Origin of the sequence: Streptomyces sp. NPDC097617, from assembly GCF_044761485.1 — a bacterium.
Classification (GTDB): Bacteria; Actinomycetota; Actinomycetes; order Streptomycetales; family Streptomycetaceae; genus Streptomyces.
In genome coordinates, this window is the sequence record NZ_JBIWCL010000004.1 from 12839 (window position 1) to 34085 (window position 21247).

The window sequence follows — 21247 nt, forward strand, 5'->3', positions numbered from 1 at the left end:
CCGAAATGAGCCCCGAAATCGCTGGTGTGCTCCAGCTCCTCGCGCTGATCGCCGCGCTCGCCCTGGCCTACCGCCCCCTGGGCGACTACATGGCCAGCGTCTACTCCTCCGAAAAGCACTACAAGCCGGAGAAGTGGATCTACAAGGCCATCGGCGCCAATCCCTCGGCCGAGATGCGCTGGCCCGCCTACCTGCGCGCCGTCCTCGCCTTCTCCGCCGTCAGCGTCCTCTTCCTCTACCTCCTGCAGCGTCTGCAGGGAATCCTGCCCGGCTCGCTCGGCTTCGTATCGATCGACCCGGACCAGGCCTTCAACACCGCCGCGTCCTTCGTCGCGAACACCAACTGGCAGTCGTACTACGGCGAGCAGGCCATGGGCCACGTCGTACAGACCGGCGGCCTGGCGGTACAGAACTTCGTCTCCGCCGCCGTGGGCATGGCCGTCGCGGTGGCTCTCGTACGGGGCTTCGCCCGCTCGCGTACGGGTGAGCTCGGCAACTTCTGGTCCGACCTGGTGCGCGGCACGGTCCGCATCCTGCTGCCGATCTCGGTGATCGGCGCGGTCGTGCTGGTCGCCTGCGGCGTCATCCAGAACTTCGCCGGGATCCACGAGGTCGGGCAGTTCATGGGCGGCACCCAGCAGTGGAACGGCGGGGCCGTCGCGTCTCAGGAGGTCATCAAGGAGCTGGGTACGAACGGCGGCGGCTACTTCAACGCCAACTCGGCCCACCCCTTCGAGAACCCGACCCCCCTCTCGAACCTCTTCGAGATCTTCCTGATCCTGGTCATCCCCTTCGCGATGACCCGCACCTTCGGCCGCATGGTCGGCAACCTGCGCCAGGGCTACGCGATCCTCGCCACCATGGCCACCATCTGGATCGGCTTCACCGCGCTGATGATGTGGACCGAGTTCGCCCACCACGGCCCGGCCTTCGACGTCGCGGGCGGCGCCATGGAGGGCAAGGAAACCCGGTACGGCATCGCCGCCTCCTCGATCTTCTCGGTCGCCACCACGCTCACCTCGACGGGTGCGGTCAACTCCTTCCACTCCTCCTACACCGGTCTGGGCGGCGGCATCCAGCTGCTGGGCATGCAGCTCGGCGAGATCGCACCCGGCGGTGTCGGTTCCGGCCTCTACGGCATGCTGATCATGGCGATCATCGCGGTGTTCATCGCCGGCCTGATGGTCGGCCGCACCCCCGAGTACCTCGGCAAGAAGATCGGCACACGCGAGATCAAGTTCGCGGCCTGCTACATCCTCATCACTCCCGCCCTGGTGCTGGGCTTCACCGCCGCCGCGATGGCGCTGGACACCCCGGCCAACTCCATGACGAACTCCGGCGCGCACGGTTTCTCGGAGATCCTCTACGCCTACACCTCGGGCGCCAACAACAACGGCTCCGCGTTCGCGGGCCTGAACGCAGACACCCAGTGGTTCAACAGCACCATCGGCATCGCCATGCTGCTCGGCCGCTTCCTGCCCATGGTGTTCGTCCTGGCCCTGGCCGGCTCGCTCGCCGAGCAGAAGCCCGTTCCCGAGACGGCGGGCACGCTCCGTACCGACAAGCCGCTCTACGCGGGCCTGCTCGTCGGCACGATCCTCATCGTCACCGGTCTGACCTACTTCCCGGCCCTGGCGCTGGGTCCGCTCGCCGAAGGGCTCGCATCATGAGCACCGCCACGCCCACCAGGGCCCCGCACCAGGACGTGCCCACCGGCCACAAGCCGGATGGCGGACGCGTGGGCGGCGGCCTGTTCGACCCCAAGCAGCTGCTGAAGTCCTTCCCCGACGCGGTCCGCAAGCTCGACCCCCGCGTCATGATCAAGTCCCCGGTCATGTTCGTCGTCCTCGTCGGGTCGGTCGTCACCACCGCCCTGGCGATCGCGGACCCGGGCGAATGGTTCGGCTGGGCGATCACCGCCTGGCTGTGGCTGACCACGATCTTCGCCAACCTCGCGGAGGCCGTGGCCGAGGGCCGCGGCAAGGCCCAGGCCGACACCCTCCGCAAGGCCAAAACCGACTCCGTCGCCCGCCGCCTGACCAAGGGCGGCAAGGGTGAGGAGTCCGTGCCGGGCACCGAGCTGAAGATCGGCGACCTGGTGGTCTGCGAGGCCGGCGACATCATCCCCGGCGACGGGGACGTCGTCGAAGGCGTCGCCTCGGTCGACGAATCCGCCATCACCGGCGAGTCCGCCCCGGTCATCCGCGAGTCCGGCGGCGACCGCTCCGCCGTCACTGGCGGCACCAAGGTCCTCTCCGACCGGATCGTCATCAAAATCACGACGAAGCCCGGCGAGACCTTCATCGACCGCATGATCGCGCTGGTGGAAGGCGCTGCGCGGCAGAAGACGCCCAACGAGATCGCGCTGAACATCCTCCTCGCGTCCCTCACGATCGTCTTCCTGCTGGCCGTGGTCACGCTCCAGCCCTTCGCGATCTACGCGGGTGCGAAGCAGTCGATGATCGTGCTCACCGCGCTGCTGGTCTGCCTGATCCCCACCACCATCGGCGCGCTCCTCTCCGCCATCGGCATCGCCGGCATGGACCGCCTCGTCCAGCGCAACGTCCTCGCGATGTCCGGCCGCGCCGTCGAAGCCGCCGGTGACGTCTCCACACTGCTCCTCGACAAGACCGGCACCATCACCCTCGGCAACCGCCAGGCCTCCGAGTTCGTTCCGGTCAAGGGGACGACGGAGGCCGAGCTGGCGGATGCCGTCCAGCTGTCGTCCCTCGCCGACGAGACCCCCGAGGGCCGGTCCATCGTGGTCCTCGCGAAGGAGAAGTACGGCCTGCGCGAACGCCACCAAGGCGAACTCGCGGGCGCCGAGTGGATCGCCTTCACCGCCCAGACCCGCATGTCGGGCGTCGACGTGGACGGCAGGAAGACCCGCAAGGGCGCGGCCGGCTCCGTCATCGCCTGGGTCAAGGAGCAGGACGGACAGGTAACCGACGAGGCGGGCGCGCTCACTGACAGGATCTCCGAGGCCGGCGGGACCCCCCTGCTCGTCGCTGTCCAGGACGACAAGGGCGCCCGGGTGCTCGGTGTCATCCACCTCAAGGACGTCGTCAAGGATGGCATGCGGGAGCGGTTCGACGAGCTGCGCCGCATGGGCATCAGGACGGTCATGATCACGGGCGACAACCCGCTGACCGCGAAGGCCATCGCCGAGGAGGCAGGTGTCGACGACTTCCTCGCCGAGGCCACTCCCGAGGACAAGATGGCCCTCATCAAGCGGGAACAGGCCGGCGGCAAGCTCGTCGCGATGACGGGCGACGGTACGAACGACGCCCCGGCCCTCGCCCAGGCGGACGTCGGCGTGGCCATGAACACCGGTACCTCGGCCGCGAAGGAGGCCGGGAACATGGTGGACCTGGACTCCAACCCCACCAAGCTCATCGAGATCGTCGAGATCGGCAAGCAGCTACTGATCACGCGGGGAGCGCTCACCACGTTCTCCATCGCCAACGACGTCGCGAAGTACTTCGCGATCATCCCGGCCATGTTCGCCGTGGTCTACCCGGGCCTCGACAAGCTCAACATCATGGGCCTGGCCTCCCCCGAGTCGGCGATCCTGTCCGCCGTCATCTTCAACGCGCTGATCATCATCGCGCTCGTCCCGCTCGCCCTCAAGGGCGTCCAGTACCGGCCCACCAGTGCCGACAAGATGCTCCGCCGCAACATCGGAATCTACGGACTCGGCGGCCTGATCGCCCCGTTCATCGGCATCAAGATCATCGACATGCTCATCTCCCTCATCCCCGGAATCGGCTGATCGGCAATGAACTCTTCCGTATCCAGCACCGTGCGTCTGCTCGGTGCGGGCCTCCGGGCCCTGCTGGTCCTGACCGTGATCTGCGGCGTCCTCTACCCGCTCGCCGTCACCGGGATCGCCCAAGCCCTCTTCAACGACAAGGCCAACGGCTCCGAGATCAAGGACAAGAGCGGCCAGGTCGTCGGCTCCTCCCTCATCGGGCAGACCTACAACCTGCCGAAGAACGACCCGAACGACGCCGAAGAGGCCGCGAAACCGGACCTCAAGTGGTTCCAGCCGCGCCCCTCCAACGGCCTCGGCTCCAACAGCGTCAACACCCAGTACTCCCTGATCCTCTCCGGCGCCACCAACCGCTCCGCCGACAACGGCGCCGTGAACGGCCGGTGCACCAAGGACGCCGAGGAAGGCACCCTCTGCGCCCAGGTCATCACCGCCAAGGAAGCCGTCATCACCGACAACTCCACCAACGGCTACCAGGTCAAGCCCGAGGACGTACCGGCCGACGCCGTCACCTCCTCCGGCTCCGGCCTCGACCCGAACATCTCCCCCGCCTACGCCAAGCTCCAGGTCCACCGCGTCGCCGAGCAGAACAAGCTCGACGTCAAGCAGGTCGAGCAGCTGGTCGAGCAGAACACCGAGGGACGCACCCTGGGCTTCATGGGCGAGCCCCGCGTCAACGTCCTCAAGCTCAACATCGCGCTCAAGGCACTGACCAAGAGCTGATGCTCCACATCGCACGACCTGAGAGCCGGCGGGGTGCGAAACTCCTCCAGCTGCCTCTGGCCGGGGGTGCCCCCGGCCAGAGGCTGGGGGCCTCAGCGCCCCGCCGGCTTCTTATCCGTGCCCGCAACGAAGGAAAGGCTGCACGCCCATGACCCGGGTGCTGGTGGTGGAGGACGATCCCCAGCTCGTCCGCGCACTGAAGATCAATCTCCAGGCGCGCAAGTTCGAGGTCACGGAGGCCGGCGACGGCAGCTCGGCCCTCAGACTCGCGGCCGCGCAGAAGCCGGACGTCATCGTCCTGGACCTCGGCCTGCCGGACATGGACGGCATCGAGGTCATCAAGAGCGTCCGCGGCTGGAGTTTGGTCCCCATCCTGGTCCTGTCGGCCCGGCACACCTCGGAGGACAAGATCCGGGCCCTGGACGCCGGCGCGGACGACTACGTGACCAAACCGTTCAGCATGGACGAGCTCCTGGCACGCCTGCGCGCGGCCAGCCGCAGGCACGAAGCGCCGGCGACCCCCCAACCCGACAAGGTCACTCTGATCACGACTGATGAGTTCACCGTGGACCTCGTCGCAAAGAAGGTACGGCGCGGCGAGCGCACCGTGCGGCTGACGCCGACCGAATGGCACCTGCTGGAGATCCTCCTCACCCACCCCGGCCGCCTGATCACCCAGAGTCAGCTGCTCCTGGAGGTCTGGGGGCCGACTTACGGGGAGAACACGAACTACCTGCGTGTATACATGGCCCAGCTCCGGCGCAAACTGGAAGCGGATCCCTCGCACCCCCGGTACTTGATCACCGAGCCGGGCATGGGATACCGCTTCGAGCCCTGATCACCCCGATCACCACCAGAGAAGAAGAGTCGGAACATGGGACGCGGCAAGCTCCGCATCTACCTCGGCGCGGCACCGGGCGTCGGCAAGACGTACGCGATGCTCTCCGAGGCGCACCGCCGGATCGAGCGGGGCACCGACTGCGTCGTCGGCTTCGTCGAACACCACAACCGCCCGCGCACCGAGGTCATGCTGCACGGCCTCGAACTCATCCAGCGGCGCGAGCTGGAATACCGCGACACCACGTTCACCGAGATGGACGTCGACGCGATCCTCGCGCGCCGACCTGCCGTCGCGCTCGTCGACGAGCTCGCGCACACCAACGTGCCGGGCTCGCGCAACGCCAAGCGCTGGCAGGACGTCGAGGAACTCCTCCAGGCCGGCATCGACGTCGTCTCCACGGTCAACATCCAGCACCTTGAATCCCTCGGGGATGTGGTCGAGACGATCACGGGGGTGCGCCAGCGCGAGACCGTCCCCGACGAGGTAGCCCGGCGGGCCGACCAGATCGAGCTCGTCGACATGTCGCCCCAGGCCCTGCGCCGCCGCATGGCCCACGGCAACGTCTACAAGCCCGACAAGGTCGACGCGGCCCTCTCGAACTACTTCCGACCCGGCAACCTCACCGCCCTGCGCGAGCTCGCACTGCTCTGGGTCGCCGACCGGGTCGACGAATACCTCCAGGAGTACCGCGGCGAGCACAACATCCGCACCACCTGGCAGGCCCGCGAACGCATCGTCGTCGGGCTCACCGGCGGCCCCGAAGGGCGTACGCTCATCCGCCGCGCCGCCCGCCTCGCCGAGAAGGGAGCGGGCGGCGAGGTCCTGGCCGTCTACATCGCGGCGAGTGACGGCCTCACCTCCGCCTCCCCCAAGGAACTCGCCGTCCAGCGGACCCTGGTCGAGGACCTCGGCGGCACCTTCCACCACGTCATAGGCGACAGCATCCCCGACGCGCTGCTGGAGTTCGCGCGCGGGGTCAACGCCACCCAGATCGTCCTCGGTGTCAGCCGCCGCCGGTCCTGGCAGTCCGTCTTCAGCCCTGGCGTCAGCGCCACTGTCGCCCGCGAGTCCGGGCCCGACCTCGACGTGCACATCGTCACCCACGACGAGGCAGCCAAGGGTCGGGGCCTGCCCGTCGCCCGCGGCGCGCGGCTCGGCCGGTCCCGCAGCATCTGGGGCTGGGTCACCGGCATCGCCGGCCCGGCACTGCTCACGGTCCTGCTGAGTCAGGTCGTGCCGGACCTCGGCCTCGCCAACGACATGCTGCTGTTCCTGACTTTCACGGTGGCGGCAGCGCTCTTGGGTGGGCTGCTGCCCGCCCTCGCTTCGGCGGCCTTCGGCTCGCTGCTCTTGAACTACTACTTCACCCCGCCGCTGCACGAGCTCACCATCTCCGACCCCAAGAACATCGTCGCCATCGCGATCTTCGTCGGCGTGGCCGTCTCGGTGGCCTCCGTCGTCGACCTGGCCGCCCGACGCACCCACCAGGCCGCACGCCTGCGCGCCGAGTCCGAGATCCTCTCCTTCCTCGCCGGAAGCGTCCTGCGCGGCGAGAACTCCCTCGACGCCCTCCTCGAACGCCTCCGCGAGACCTTCGCCATGCAGTCCGTCGTCCTGCTCGAACGCACCAGCGAAGTTGACCCCTGGACCACGGCCGCATCCGTCGGCACCAGCCCTGTGGCCCGCCCCGAGGACGCCGACGTCGACCTGCCCATAGGTGAGAACATGGCCCTCGCTCTCACCGGCCGGGTCCTCCCCGCCGAGGACCGCCGGGTGCTCGGCGCATTCGCCGCACAGGCAGCCGTCGTACTCGACCGCCAGCGCCTCGTCGACGAAGCCGGCAAGGCCCGCGAACTCGCGGAGGCCAACCGCATCCGCACCGCACTGCTCGCCGCCGTCAGCCACGACCTGCGCACCCCGCTCGCCGGAATCAAGGCGTCGGTCAGCTCCCTGCGCTCTGACGACGTCGAATGGTCCGAGGAGGACAAGGCCGACCTCCTGGAGGGCATCGAGGATGGCGCTGACCGGCTCGCCGCCCTGATCGGGAACCTCCTCGACATGTCGCGCCTCAACACCGGCACCGTCGTCCCCCTGATCCGCGAGACCGACCTCGACGAGGTCGTCCCGATGGCTCTGGGCGGCGTACCGGAAGACAGCGTCGACCTCGACATCCCCGAAACGCTCCCGATGATCGCCGTCGACCGCGGTCTGCTGGAGCGTGCGGTCGCCAACATCGTCGAGAACGCCGTCAAGTACAGCCCCGACGGGCAGCCCGTCAACGTGTCCGCCAGTGCCCTGGCCAACCGCGTCGAGCTCCGGGTCGTCGACCGCGGACCCGGCGTTCCGGACGAGGCCAAGGACCGCATCTTCGAACCCTTCCAGCGCCACGGGGACGCCCCGCGCGGCGCCGGAGTCGGGCTCGGCCTCGCGGTCGCCCGCGGTTTTACTGAGGCCATCGGCGGCACCCTCACCGCCGAGGACACCCCCGGCGGCGGCCTCACGATGGTCCTCACCCTCCCCATGGCAGGCGGCACTCCACCGGTCTCCGCGGAGTTGCCGACCTCAGCCGTAACCTGAACCCTCACCGACGCTCCGCCCAGAACCACGCGAGCCGTCCGGCCCCCGGTATCCCCACACCGGAAAGCCGGACGGCTCATGTGTTGCGCGACGGTCGACCAGGCACGCTCTCGCCTCGCCCCCCTCCTGGAGCCGGCACTCACCACCGAGCCCGGCGGGCGCGTCGTCAACATGTCCTCCTCCCTCCACCGCACCGGCGCGATCCAGTGGAGCGACCCGAACCGGGAGCGCCACTACTCGAGGCTCGCCGCCTACGCGCAGTCGCAACTGGCGCTGACCGTCTTCGCGTCCGACCCGCGGGTCACCGCCGTCTCCGTCCACCCCGGCATCTGCCAGACCGGCCTGCTCCCCCTCTACGCACACGAGGGCGGGTCCGCCGCCGAGGGCGCGGGCCACGTCGTACGGCTCTGCGACCCGGCCACCGAGATCGTCAACGGCGCCTACTACGACCGCTCCGAGCGCATGGCCCCGGCCGCCGCCGCCACCGAGGACCGCACCATCAAGCGCCTCAACAAACTCGCCGACCTCCTCGTCGGCCACACCGCCTGAAGGGAACCACCGCCTCCATGTCGAAGCGCGCACGCAAGAAGAGGGCCCGCCGCAAGAGGGGCTCCAACCACGGCCGCAAGCCCGGCCAGTAGCCCTCCACACACCCGACGGGGCGGCCCTCATGACAGGGCCGCCCCGCCTCGATGCAGCGTGCTCGGGGTGTCCCCATGACGTCGATATCCCCGTCGGCCCTCAGGGGGACAACCCTGCTGTCTGCGGGTCACTACGATGTGGCGCAGCCGAACTTGACTGCGGCCGCATGAGTGAAGGCGGCGAACAGGTCCTGGGGAGCAGGTGCGCCGGCGCCGATGGATTCGCTGTACGATGAGCCGGTCTCCATGGCGAAGTACGTGGGCTTGCCTGAACAGGCCGAGACGGTGTGGGTGGCGTCGAAGCCCTGCCCCGTGAATCCCTTCGACTTGCGTATTCCTGAGATGACGGCGGGGTCCTGGGTCGCGGAGAAGGTGGCGTAAGTCTGTTTCGCACCCTCGGCGGTTGCCGTTCCGCAGCTCCAGGTGGCACCGGAGTCCTGGACGGTTTCCCTCAGGACGGCAGGAAGCATGAAGCCGGGCAAGCCGCACACGCTGCCTGCGGTGGCCGGGCGCTGCTCCGCCGCCGGGGCGATGCGATCGGGGGCCAGCAGCGGGGCGGGCGGGGTGCAGCCCGCCCGGGCGCTGATCCGGTTCACAGTGCCGGTCAGTAGCCGTACCAGCCTTTCGGAGTCCGCGGCCTCCGGGGCGTACGCCTCCACCGGACCCGCCTGGCTGTCCGTACAGCCCGCCGGGAGCTGGACCCAGGCACGGCCGGGCGCAGCGCCGCCCCCCGGAAAGAACGACACCGTTGACGCATCGGGCCGGCGTCCGCCGGTGAATGCGAAGTCGCCGCGTTCGCCGGTTCCCTGGATGTGCAGGCGCTCGGTGTCAGAGCCCGGCAACGCCGCCGCGCTGCGCTCGATGACACAGTCGAACCGGGTCTTGCCGTCGTCCGCACCGCTCCGCGGACCCGGGCGGGCGGAGATCCTGCCCGCGCCCGTGAGTACGGCTTCGGCGTCCTGGGCCGACACCGCACCCCCGCAGAGGGCGGAGTCGCCGAACGTGTTGGTGTTCAGCCACAGATGCAGACCGCCCAGGACGGCCACGGCGGTGACGGCGGTGACGGCGGCGGCAAGCGTCCTGCGCGGGAACGTGGTTGCCCTCTGCGGGGATGTGGTCATCGTGCGCTACTTCCTTGTGCGGAGGGCGGCGTAGGCGTCCTCGCGTCCGGTGAGGTAACTCTGCTTGGCCTCGCCCCCAGCGTGTTCGTGGGGCACCGACCCGTTGGCTCCCCGCCCGGTCGCGAGGCCGCTCGCCGGCGGTGTCGATACCACGGGCCGCGGCAAGTCGAGCAGGGTAAGGCCTGGCGCCACGTCGTCAGAGCAACGGCATCTGGCCCCAGCGGCCCGGTTGGGGTTCAGGGCTTGATCTCGCCATAGGCGCTGAGCTGGCTCCCGTCCACGTCGGCCAGCAGGCTCTGCCGAGTCTGCTCCTCCGTGTTCCGTTCCCGCGTCCAGGTGCGGGCCATGTCGATTCCCTGAGTGCGCAGGCGGTCCGGGCGGTCCTCCTCCGGTGAGTTCTTGAGGTCCTTGAGCCACGTGGCGGTGAGGTAGGCGGCCGGATCGTCTTCGTAGGTATTCGGCGTGGCCGTATCGTTCAGTAGCTGGTCCAGGACGGCTCGGCGCCACTTCTGGGCGTGCTCCTTGTCCCGGCCATGGGTGACCGCGTTGGCTATGCCGTCCAGGATGCCGAACGCGCGCGCGTTCGCCGTCGGTGGGACGGTGAACTCGTGCCCGGTGGCGTCGGCGGGGACAGCGGCGAGCCGCTCGGCCGCCGTCCGGGTCTCCGTCATGCGCAGCAGGGCGTAGGCGTGCGGGTCCTGGGCAACCGCGCGCACGGTTTCCCTGAGGACGTTTGTGTACACCGACAGGTGGTAGGTGCCGCCGGATTCCCAGGGCGGAGTGTCGCGGCCCGCTTTGAGAACGTACTGGCTGTCGAGGCCTGCGAGCATCGCGTGGAGATCGGGCCCGTAGTTGGCCAGAGCTGTGGCCAACGGTGAGCGGAGCGCTGGGTCGAGGGTGAGCTCCTTCGGCTGCCCGAACCCGAGGGCGTACAGTACGTCCTTCATCGCCTGCGCCTGTGCCTGGGTGTGCTGGGCAGGCCCGCTCCCCGCGGTCGCCTTCACGATGGCTTCGCCTACTGAGGCGCAGCTCATGCCCGGTTGGAGGCCAGCGCCCACAGACTGGCGTACCTTCGTGTCCTCGGGTAGTCCGTTGCAGGGCGCGGCCGCCTCTCTTCCGACGAGGAGCCAGCCGGCGAGTCCGCCGAGGAGTGCCAGGCATACCCCGGCAGCGGCCCATGTCTTCACCGGCAAGGCTCGGCGCCTTGTGCTCCCCGTCACGGCTGTCCCACTTCCATTCTTCGCTGCCTGATCAGTTGGTGGTGTCGGTCAGGTACTTGTGTGCCGTTTCGGTACCCCGGACCCGTCCTTCGAGTACATCGCGGGTGTAGTCCTGGATGTCGCTCTCGGAGGTGTCCGCCCGGTCGTTGGCCCACTCACGGATCAGGATCGGCACCTGCGTGTTGACCGAGAGGTATTCGTCCGCGATTTGCGGGTTCACCTTGGCGTCGATCTCCCCCTTCATCCGGTTGCCCCACTCCCAGGCCCACGTGTCGACGCCCCGTTGGATCGAGTCACCGAAGGCGAGGGAAACGCCGCCGGCTGTGGTGAAGTACATGGGCGTCACCGCACCGCCGATGACGTGGTAGGCGAGCTTCGCCTTCCAGTCCGCCTCGCTGTAGCCGGCCATCCGGCCGTCGTTGATCACGTCTTCCCTGATGGAGCTCATCACACCCAGAGCCGTGCCCGCCTTGTTGATCGGGTTGGACAGCTCGGAACCTTGTGCTCCCTTGGGGATCTGTTCCAGTGAGAGGTCGATGTACCGGGACTCCGCCTTGTGGAGCGTGCCGTAGGCCTCCGGGTCCTCCGAGAGGCCCCGCATGAATTGCACGAGGTCTTTCTGGGACACGGCCATGTGGGTGTTTCCGCCATCCTGGAAGTACCCGGTGCCGGCCGCGGAAATGTACTTGGAGTCCAAGCCTCCCAGGATCTCGTGGGTGTCCGCGGTATACGAGCCCAGAGCGCGGGCGAGGGGCTCGCGCATGTTCTCGTGCACGCTCTGGCCCGGTCCGAGCTGACCGATGACGTCGTGCATGATCCGCGCCTGGTTCTCGGTGTGAGGGGTCGCGGGCCAGGGGTCCTGGTTCGGGCCGAGCGGCACGTGCCCGGTCGCCGACGATTCAAGGAGGAGGCCCAAACCGGTACGGGCGTCCTTGCCCTCGCTCTCCGAGTCGCTATGGGTTTCGATGTTGCCGCGCCAGACCGGCGTGTCGTCGAACTTCCAGTCCCGGTCCCCCAGCAAGTACTGGAGGTTGTCGTTCTTGTGGTCGGCTCCCGGGTCCAGGTAGGAGGTGGCGGCGGCGGGGTCCTTGGACATGATGCCGAGGAGCCCGTCGAGCGGGTCGTTGGCGAACCATCCCCCGTCCTTGCCGCTGAAGTCGCCCTGCAGGTCCCAGATGTTCGGGTCGCCACCGCGCTTCTTGTCCTCCGCGGAGCGGATGTCGTCGGCGAGGTCGTGCATGAACGGGGCAGAGTAGCCGTCACCGCTCTGCATGAGAGTGATCAGGCTCTGGTAACCGCGGACCTGCTGACCGTGACCGCGGCTGATGGTGTTCGGCCGCTCTGCTGCTTCCTTGAGGTCGAACTTCTCGACGCCTGCCGTCTTCAGCTGTTCCCGGAAGTCCTTGTAGAACGCGGACTTAGGGTCCTGCATGGCGTTCGAGAGGGAGCCGGCCAGACCTCTCTGGAGGTCCAGGTATCGCTGCTTGTGGCCCTTGTCGTCGCCGTACGCGTGGTCGCTCAGTGTGTTGGTGAACTTCAGGGTGTTCTCCGCACCCATGCCGTTGAGGAAGGTCTGGTTGAACTCGGGCCGCTTGGCATTGTCACGGAAGGAGCGGTCCAGCTCCGCATAGTCGGTTTCCGAGACCTTCTCGCCGCTGTTGATGCGGGTGGCGATGTCCTCGGCGTTGCGGGCTTCGTAGACCTCGATGTCACCCTGTGCACCGGCGTTGAAGCCGTCGAGGGTCTCGTCGTTGCCCGTGCCCAGGGCGTCCTTGTTGCTGTCGACGACCACGGCTTCAAGGGCGATCTTCACACCGTGGTCGGCCTCGGAGACGGCCTTCACACAGTCGTTGATGTGCTGCTGCCACTTGGCGACCGCAGTGCGGATGGTGGTCTCGCCATCCGGGTCGTGGTGGATCGCGCTGCGTTCCTGCGGGGTGAGCTTCGCGTAGTCGTACGCAACGATTCCTTCTTCCGAGACGGTCATGTCGGCCTTGATCGCATCGTCCCGCGCGCTCTCGACCCTTTTCTTGAGCTCGGTGAACTGGCTGTGCGCGTCGCGCAGGAGGCTTGCAACGGCCTTGGCCTGGATGTGCGCGGCGGAATACTCGTAGCGGGTGGCCGCGAAGCTCGTATGGGCCACGCCGACACTGATCCCGGTCCAGTTCTGCCCCATGGTGATCTTCTGGACGCTGTCGCCGTAGCGGGTTTCGACCTTCTTCAACTCGCCGCCCATGGACTCCCACTTGTCGGCCGCCGTCGTCAGCAGGCCCAGGTCCGTGGTCATCACCTCGTAGTACGTCAGCACCTGTTTCCCCCTAGATCCCGCTGAGCTTCGACTGACCGATCGGCCGGAACTGGTCACCCAGGCCGCTGTCGTTGCGCACGAACAGGCCCGAGGCACCGCGCAGGGCGATCTTCTCGGACCCGAGACGGCCCATCAGAACCTTGACCTGTTTGTCCCACGTGTCCGCGACCTTCTTCAGACCGGGGGCGGTGTCCCAGCCGTCGAAGCCCTTCACAGCGGTATTGGTGGCCTCGTCCGCGTGCTCCGTGGCCGTCTTGGTGTCCGGCTGAAGCTCGGTCTCGATCGTGTTCGCCGCCGCCGTCTTCTCGGCCGGTGTGGACCCGAAGGTTCCCGATCCCCCAGGTGCCAGCGGTCCTGCTGGACCACCTGTGCCGTTCAACCGCATGTCCACTTGCTGATCGGCAGCGCGGGCGCGTAACGCACCCCACTCACTGTCGAACTCCCCCGACATGTCCCGTCCTCCCTCTTGGCCTTCTTGTGATCAAAAACATGGAAATTGCTGACCCTGTCCGGACGCTGGACCACCGGTCGGAATCCCTCACGCGTCGAAGCGGTAGCCCATGCCGGATACGGTGATCAGATGGCGCGGCCGGGACGGGTCCAGTTCGAGCTTCCGTCTGAGGTGAGCCATGTAAACCCGCAGGTAGTTGGTCTGCGTCTCGTAGGAGGAGCCCCACACCTCCTGCAGCAGCTGTCGTTGTCCGACGAGTCGGCCGCGGTTGCGGATCAGGACTTCCAGCAGGTGCCACTCCGTCGGTGTGAGCCTGATGTTCACTCCACCACGCCTGGCCTTCTTCGCGAGGAGGTCGACGGTGAACCCCTCCGTCTCGACGAGCGTGTCGCACTGCGCGACCGCACTCTGCGCCAGGGTTCGGCGTGTGACGGCTCCGAGCCGGGCCAGCAGCTCGTTCATGCTGAAGGGCTTGGTGATGTAGTCGTCGGCGCCGGCGTCCAGGGCCTGGACCTTCTCGCCGGAATAGTGGCGGGCCGAGACCACCAGGATGGGCACCTGTGACTGCGCACGCAGCCGCTTGATCACGTCCACGCCGTCCATGTCGGGCAGCCCGAGGTCGAGCAGTACCACGTCCGGACGGCGGTCCGCGGCGGCCTGCAGGGCGGTGCCCCCGTCGGGCGCGGAATCCACCTCGTACGTGCGCGCCCTCAAACTGATGACCATCGCCCGCACCAGCTGCGGTTCGTCGTCCACCACCAGCACCCGGGTCATCGGCCTACCGCCTTCCTCTCTGTCGCCGTACGGGCCGCCTCGTGATGAGTCCCGCGACAAGTCCCATCCCCCGCAGTCCGGACCGCCGCGGCCTCGGCGGTGATCGTCACACCCTCGCCAACCTCTCATCACGGGGATCGGCCACTCCCCCTGTCGGCCATTCTGCGGTCGCCACACGGCGCTGGCTCACTACCTTGACGCCTCTTTGACGGCACACCGATCCTTCTTGACGCGCCACTGACAGGAGGCACGGATGGCCCCCCATCCGCCCTGGTCAGAGGCGCGCCGGGTGCAGCGACACACCTCTCCGTCCGAGGCCGCGCGACACCGTCTCTGCGCCCGACTGCCTCAGCCGGCCAGGTCGAGCCGAGCCTCCTCAAGGTCCAGGGAGCGCTGGAGCCTTCGGCGGGTGGTGTCGCTGATGTGCTGTTCGTCGTAGAGCCGACGGAGTTCGGCAGTCTCCACCTGGATGAGGTCTCGGCGCAGCAGCCGGTAGACGTGGTCGGCGGATTCGGCCGGGTCGGCCTCCTCCAGGCGGTCGCGGGCGTGTTCGAGGCGGGCCTGGAGGCTGCGCCGCAGCCGGTCCGCCACCACGTCGGGGACGGCTTCGACGTCGGCCATCTCGTCCAGTCTCCGGATTCCGGCGACGGCGAGGCTGCACCGGGCGGAGGCCTCCTCGGGTTCGGTGTGGTCGGGTTCGAGGGCGATGCCGGAGCGGCGGACCACGCCGCCCAGGGTGAAGCCCTGGGCGACCAGGGTGAACACCACGACCGAGGTGGTCAGTACGAGAACGAACGGGCGCTGGCCCAGCAGCCCGGCGTCGTCCGCCGCGACCGGAAGGGAGAGCGCCGCGGCCAGCGGGACGACCCCGCGCGTGCCCGCCCACGTCAGTACGGCCGGGACCCGCCAGGACGGGCGGGCACCGGCGTTGCGCTGAACGACGGCCGAAAGCGGAAGCACCCGCAGCAGGCGCACGGCGATCAGCGTCACGGCGACGGCCAGTGCGTACAGGGGCCAGGCCCGGTCGCCGGCCGTCAGGGCCGCGACCTGTGCCGGGAGGGTGAGACCGATCAGGCTGAAGACGACGCTCTCCAGTACGAAGACCACCGTCCCGTTGACAGCGTGCAGCTGGAGCCGTATCCGGGCATTGGTCAACCGGTCCGCCCGGCCCCCGATCACCACGCCCGCCACGACGACGGAGGTCACGCCCGACGCGTGCACCGCCTCGGCCAGGACGTACGCGGCGTACGGGGTCACCAGGGTGACGACGGTCTCCAGTACGGGGTCCTCGGTCCTGCGGCGGATCAGCGTCGCCACCCCCGCGACCGCTGCCCCGATCAGGACGCCGCCACCGGCGAGCAGAGCGAACTCGGCGCCCGCCGCCTGCCAGGAGAGACCGGCGGAGGCCGTGGCGACGACGACCGCGACCCGCAAGAGGACGAGGGAGGTGGCGTCGTTGAAAAGGTCTCGGCCTGCACGAGGACCTGGACCCGGGGCGGCAGGGCGAGGCGCCGGCCCAGGGCCGTGACGGCCACCGGGTCCGTACTGGCGAGGACGGCGCCCAGGACCAGCGCCATCTGCCAGGACAGCGGAGTGAGCAGCGAGGCGACCGCGCCGACCGCGGCCGCCGAGGCCAGTACCAGTCCCACCGCGAGCACGCTCACCGGCGCCCACACCAGGCGCAGTTCGCGCCAAGGCAGTTCCTCGGCGCCGGCGTACAGCAGGGGCGGCAGGACGACGAGGTCGATGACCTCGGGACTGACGTGGATCTCGGGAGCCCCGGACATCAGAGCGACGACGATGCCCGCGACAACGAGCAGCGACGGTGCGGGGATGCGCCAGCGGCGGGCACCCGTGGCCACCAGTGTGGCCAGCACCACGAGGATCAAGACCGTACCGACGCTGTGCATTCCGCCCCCACCCGAATCGACGCGGACCGTGCGGTCCCACGACGCCGACCAGGCTTCCCGGCACACCACCTTCACCCTATCGGTGGAGCGGGCGTCAACACGCCGTCAAAGTCCTGGCCGAGTGGCGTCAGGAGTACGTAAGGGCCGTTTCGTTCACGGCCCCGCTGCTGTTCGCTGGTGAAGTTGAGGGCGCATCGAGGAGTCGGGTTCGGTTGAGCACGGAGAATGTCGTAGGCATCATCGTCGCGGTCAGCATCGTCGGGTATCTGGTCCTGGCGTTGTTCTTCCCCGAGAAGTTCTGACATGACGACCACGGACGAGGCGAGCCCGGCGACGGCCCCGGGACGGCCGGTCGTGCCGCCCGGAAGGCTCAAGGTCTTCCTCGGCGCTGCTCCCGGGGTCGGCAAGACCTTTTCGATGCTCGACGAGGCGCACCGCCGGGTGGCCCGCGGCGCCGACGTGGTGGCCGGCTTCGTGGAGTGCCACCGGCGCCGGCACACGGAGGCGAAGCTCCGCGGCCTCGAACGCCTTCCACCTGCCGATTGCGAGTACCGGGGCCTCCGGTACCCGGAGTTGGACCGGCAGGCACTGCTCACCAGGCGGCCGCAGGTGGTGCTGATCGACGAACTCGCCCACTCCAACGCGCCCGGGGGTGACCGGCACGCGAAGCGCTGGCAGGACGTCGAGGAGATCCTCGCCGCCGGGATCGACGTCGTCACGACCCTCAACATCCAGCACCTGGAGTCGCTGAGCGACGTCGTCGAGAAGATCACCGGTGTGCCGCAACGCGAGACCGTTCCGGACGAGTTCGTGCGCCGCGCCCACGAGATCGAGCTGGTCGACATACCTCCCGAGGGGCTCAGGCGCCGGATGTCGCACGGCAACATCTACCCCCCGGAACGGATCGACGCCTCCCTCGCCAACTACTTCCGTCCCGGCAATCTCATCGCACTGCGGGAACTGGCCCTGCTGTGGCTGGCCGGCCGCGTGGACGAAGCCCTCCACAAGTACCGCACCGAACATGGCATCGGGACCGTCTGGGAGACCCGTGAACGCGTCGTGGTCGCCCTCACCGGCGGCCCCGAGGGCGAGACCCTGATCCGTCGCGCGGCGCGCATCGCCGGCCGGTCGGCGGGCGGCGAAGTGCTTGCCGTACACGTCGCACGGAGCGACGGGCTCGCCGTCGGCGTCTCCCACGCGGCACTGGCCGGGCAGCGGGCCCTCGTCGAGAGCCTGGGCGGCAGCTACCACTCGGTCGTCGGGGACGAAGTACCCACCTCGCTGGTGGACTTCGCGATGGCAGAGAACGCCACGCAGCTCGTCCTCGGCACGAGCCGCCGACGTCGGCTGGAACGTTTCCTCACCGGTCGAGGAATCGGGGAGACGGTGGTGGCGCTGTCCGAGGACATCGACGTCCACATGGTCACGCACGAGCGCGCGGGTCACGGCCGCCTCCTGCCGTCGCGCCGCCGCACGCTCCCCACCTCCCGGCTCATCGCCGGCCCCGTGGCCGCGCTGGTGCTCCCCTTACTGCTCACGCTCGTCCTCGACCGCATACGCGGCACGTTGAACCTCACCAGCGAGGCACTGCTGTTCCTGGTGACCGTCGTGGCCGTGGCATGCATCGGCGGGGTGACCTCCGCACTGCTCGCAGCGCTGACCGCGGCCCTGCTCCTCAACTACTGGTTCATGCCGCCCATCGGCGAGTTCACCATGAGCGACCCGGACAGCGTGCTGGCCCTCGTGGTCTTCGCCGGTGTGGCCGCCACCGTGGCCGCCGCAGCCGACAGGTCCTTGCGGCTCTCCCGACGTTCCGCGCGCGCCACGGCCGAGGCGGAGACCATGTCCTCCCTCGCCGGAAGCATCGTCCGCGGCGACCAGACCATTCCGGCGCTGCTGGAACGCACTCGGGAGACCTTCGGCATGGACGCGGTCGAACTGGTCGAACTGGCCCCGGAAGCCCCCGGCACCGACGGCTCGCCGGATCCCGCCCTGGTGGTGGCGGCCGGGCCCGGTGCCTTCCTCGTCCTGCGCGGCCGTACGCTGCCCTCCTCCGAACGCCGCGTACTGGCCGCCTTCGCCGCACACGTCGGCGCGACCGTCGAACGGGCCCGCCTGGCCGAGGCCGCCGCCGAGGTCGAGCCGATCAAGGCCGCCGACCGCCTGCGCACCGCCCTGCTCCGGGCCGTCGGCCACGACCTGCGGACACCGCTGTCCGGAGCACTGGCCGCCGTCAGCTCACTGCGTTCGCCCGACGTCGACTTCTCCGCCGAGGACCGGGCGGAACTGCTGGCTTCCGCCGAGGTGTCCCTGCATCGGCTCAACCGCCTCGTCGAGAACCTGCTCGATCTCAGCCGCCTGCAGGCCGGCGCCCTGCCGCTGGCCCTGCGGGCCACCGCCCTTGAGGAAGTCCTGCCGGCCGCGCTGGACTCCCTGGGCCTGGTACCGGAGGACCGGCCTGCCGTCGACGTGCAGAACCTGGAGGCGGTCCCGGCGCTGCTGGCCGATCCGCCCCTGCTCGAACGCGTACTCGCCAACCTCGTCGGCAACGCGGTCCGCCACGCACCCGCCGACCGCCCCGTGCTGGTCACGGCCAGCACACTGGCCGGGAGGGTCGAGATCAGGATCGCCGACCGGGGCCCCGGGATCGACACCGACGACCGCGAGCGCATCTTCGAACCCTTCCAGCGCCTCGGCGACCACGACAACACCACCGGACTCGGCCTCGGCCTCGCTCTGGCCCGCGGACTCACCGAGGCGATGGACGGCACCCTCACCCCCGAGGACACGCCCGGCGGGGGCCTGACCATGGTCCTGGCCCTGCCCGTCGCCACCGATGCATCCGCAGGACGGCTCTGACCTGGCGATGCCCTCAACCCTCCACCTCCGAGCAGGACTCGGGCAGCGCTCCCAGCACCTGGTCATCTGCGGCAACGACGGACTCATACACCGTCTGGCACAGGAACTCGACGCCGTAAGCAGCGAAGCCGTCACCGTCGTGCTGCCTTCGCGACGCGACGGGCACGGCGCCGAGGTCCTCGCCCTGCACCGCGATCCGCGCTCCCCCGTCGAGCTGCTCGTCGCCGAACGGCCCGACGAGCGGATCCTGCGCGCCGCGGGCGTGGAACATGCCGCGGCGCTCGCGCTCACGTACGGCGACGACCAGACCAACATGACCGCTTCCCTGCTCGCCCGCAGCATCAACCCGTCCGTGCGCCTGGTCATCCGCATGTTCAACCGGGACCGGGGCCGCCACCTGGAGCTGCTTCTCGACCGGGCCGCAGAGGCACACACCGGTCACGACGACGCGTCCACGACGATCCTCTCCGACGCCGACACCGCCGTGCCCGAACTCGTGGCCGCGGCGGCGGTCGGAACAGGGCACACCCTCCAGATCGAGGGCAAGGTGTTCCGCGGCGTCGTACGCCCCGCCGGAACACCACCCCAGACGACCGACCTGGCCACACTGGCCGTCCTTTCCGGTACACACATGGACGATCCCCTGAACGAGGACAGCGCGGAAACCCGCGGCGCCAGCGGCACCCAGCTGCTGCCGGACACGGCGACCACGTACCACCGGCAGTTCACGCACGGCCGGCTCATGCTCGAAGAGGTGACCCACCACCACCCACCGGAACCGTCGTCCCGGCGCCGCGGCTACCGGGCGTGGTTGCGGGACCGGCTCGGCCACCTTCCCTGGAGGATCTTCGTCTCCCGCGAGGTGACCGCGGTCTTCGGCGTACTCGGGGTGGCCGTGGTGCTCCTGGCCTCGGCCACGGCCCTCGTGGAGGACGGACCGCTGTGGAAGGCGATCTACCTGCCCCTGCTGGACATCTTCACCATGGGCGATCCGGCGACCGAGGAATCCACGGGCCGCCAGGTCCTCCAGCTCATCGCGGGCTTCGTCGGCCTGGCCGTACTTCCGCTGGTCGTGGCCGCCGCCATGAACGCCACCCTGGCCTTCCGCACCGCCTCGGCCAACCACGCACCGGATCCCGGCCTGCAGGGCCACATCGTCCTGATCGGCCTCGGCAGGATCGGCACCCGCGTCCTCGCGCAGCTGTGCACCACAGACCACGACGTCGTGGTCATCGAGCGGGACCCACAGGCCCGAGGGATCGCGCTCGCCCGAGAGCTCGGCGTGCACCTGCTCCTCGAGGACGCCGCCGCTCCCGGCGTCCTCGATCGCGCCCACATCAGCACCGGAAAGTCGCTGCTCGTCCTCACCCACGACGACGGGGAGAACCTCGACATCGTGATGGCCGCACGCGAGATCAACCCGCACGTGCGCGCGGTCATGCGGGTGTACGACGACGACTTCGCCGCGACCGTCTCCCGCACCATGCGGGCCTGCTACCCGGACGCCCTCACGCGCAGCCGCAGTGTCTCGGCACTCACGGCACCTTCCTTCGCCGCCGCGATGATGGGCCGCCACGTGCTGGGCGTCATGCCGGTGGAACGTGGGTCACTGCTCTTCACGGTCGTGGACGTCGGCGGTCACCCGGAACTGGAAGGGCACTCGATACACGAGGCGTTCAAGGAACACGAGTGGCGCGTGCTCGCGGTCGGGCCGGCCACCAGCCGGCGTTCCACCTCGTCGACGGACACCCTCGGCGGATTCCGCACGGAGCCACCCGCCTTCGACTGGCGCCCACCCCACGGACGGGTCCTGCGCCATGAGGACCGTGTGGTTCTGGTCACCACTCGCCGCGGTCCCGACGTTCTGATGGCTGGCGTCCAGCCCCGCTCGACAGTCCGCCTGCCTCACCCGGGAAATTGAGCTCGTGCGCGGAAAACCACTTTCCCCATGGGGTCTTATGTCATTCGATGAGAAATGGGCGGAGCTCAGGGCAGCCGCTGCCCTGACCATAGGGACCAGCCCTCTGAGGCAGAGCGGGCTCCCACGAAC

13 protein-coding genes and 2 pseudogenes are annotated in these 21247 nt (G+C 69.0%); 9 read left to right on the forward strand and 6 right to left on the reverse strand.

Features of this window, described 5'->3' with window-relative positions:
- Window positions 1-5: 5 nt before the first annotated feature.
- From kdpA to ACIQZO_RS08760, 6 genes and pseudogenes are all read left to right on the forward strand, one after another.
- The gene (gene kdpA / locus ACIQZO_RS08735; protein ID WP_403622197.1) at window positions 6-1670 is read left to right on the forward strand and encodes a potassium-transporting ATPase subunit KdpA; all 1665 of its coding nucleotides are present in this window, start codon (window positions 6-8) and stop codon (window positions 1668-1670) included.
- The gene (gene kdpB / locus ACIQZO_RS08740; RefSeq protein WP_403622201.1) at window positions 1667-3772 is read left to right on the forward strand and encodes a potassium-transporting ATPase subunit KdpB; all 2106 of its coding nucleotides are present in this window, start codon (window positions 1667-1669) and stop codon (window positions 3770-3772) included. Before kdpA ends, kdpB begins: the two co-directional genes overlap by 4 nt.
- 6 nt (window positions 3773-3778) lie before the next feature.
- Window positions 3779-4495 carry a potassium-transporting ATPase subunit C gene (locus ACIQZO_RS08745; RefSeq protein WP_403622204.1) on the forward strand — a complete coding sequence of 239 codons (717 nt, stop codon included), beginning with the start codon at window positions 3779-3781 and terminating at the stop codon, window positions 4493-4495.
- Window positions 4496-4643: 148 nt separating this feature from the next.
- Window positions 4644-5333, forward strand: a complete 690-nt coding sequence (locus ACIQZO_RS08750) for a response regulator (RefSeq protein ID WP_403622207.1) — start codon at window positions 4644-4646, stop codon at window positions 5331-5333.
- A gap of 36 nt (window positions 5334-5369) precedes the next feature.
- On the forward strand, window positions 5370-7913 hold the full coding sequence (locus ACIQZO_RS08755) for an ATP-binding protein (RefSeq protein WP_403622210.1): 2544 nt from the start codon (window positions 5370-5372) through the stop codon (window positions 7911-7913).
- A 114-nt stretch (window positions 7914-8027) separates the two neighbouring features.
- Window positions 8028-8462: pseudogene (locus ACIQZO_RS08760) on the forward strand (short-chain dehydrogenase); the annotation flags it as partial.
- A gap of 223 nt (window positions 8463-8685) precedes the next feature.
- Here the strand turns inward: ACIQZO_RS08760 and ACIQZO_RS08765 are convergent.
- The 6 genes and pseudogenes from ACIQZO_RS08765 to ACIQZO_RS08790 all read right to left on the reverse strand — a co-directional run bounded on the left by ACIQZO_RS08765 (window position 8686) and on the right by ACIQZO_RS08790 (window position 16338).
- Window positions 8686-9675 (reverse strand): hypothetical protein, encoded by a 990-nt coding sequence (locus tag ACIQZO_RS08765; protein WP_403622213.1) that lies wholly within the window; start codon window positions 9673-9675, stop codon window positions 8686-8688.
- Window positions 9676-9911: 236 nt separating this feature from the next.
- Entirely contained in the window at window positions 9912-10622 is a 711-nt protein-coding gene (locus ACIQZO_RS08770; protein ID WP_403622216.1) for a hypothetical protein, read from the reverse strand.
- Between the two features lie 304 nt (window positions 10623-10926).
- Entirely contained in the window at window positions 10927-13203 is a 2277-nt protein-coding gene (locus ACIQZO_RS08775) for a hypothetical protein (protein WP_403622219.1), read from the reverse strand.
- A 10-nt stretch (window positions 13204-13213) separates the two neighbouring features.
- Entirely contained in the window at window positions 13214-13654 is a 441-nt protein-coding gene (locus ACIQZO_RS08780; RefSeq protein ID WP_403622222.1) for a hypothetical protein, read from the reverse strand.
- 87 nt (window positions 13655-13741) lie between these two features.
- Window positions 13742-14428: a response regulator gene (locus ACIQZO_RS08785; protein ID WP_403622225.1), complete on the reverse strand. Its 687-nt coding sequence runs from the start codon at window positions 14426-14428 to the stop codon at window positions 13742-13744.
- 348 nt (window positions 14429-14776) lie between these two features.
- A pseudogene (locus ACIQZO_RS08790) lies at window positions 14777-16338 on the reverse strand (Na+/H+ antiporter).
- A 212-nt stretch (window positions 16339-16550) separates the two neighbouring features.
- Here ACIQZO_RS08790 and kdpF point away from each other — a divergent pair.
- Genes kdpF through ACIQZO_RS08805 form a run of 3 tightly spaced genes read left to right on the forward strand, consistent with a single transcriptional unit; the run spans window position 16551 to window position 21118 of the window.
- Window positions 16551-16640, forward strand: coding sequence for a K(+)-transporting ATPase subunit F (gene kdpF / locus ACIQZO_RS08795; protein ID WP_403622228.1), 90 nt, complete (start codon window positions 16551-16553; stop codon window positions 16638-16640).
- Window position 16641: 1 nt separating this feature from the next.
- Window positions 16642-19197, forward strand: coding sequence for an ATP-binding protein (locus tag ACIQZO_RS08800; protein WP_403622230.1), 2556 nt, complete (start codon window positions 16642-16644; stop codon window positions 19195-19197).
- 7 nt (window positions 19198-19204) lie between these two features.
- A complete protein-coding gene (locus ACIQZO_RS08805; RefSeq protein ID WP_403622233.1) occupies window positions 19205-21118 on the forward strand; it encodes an NAD-binding protein in 1914 nt (637 codons plus the stop codon).
- Window positions 21119-21247: the final 129 nt, after the last annotated feature.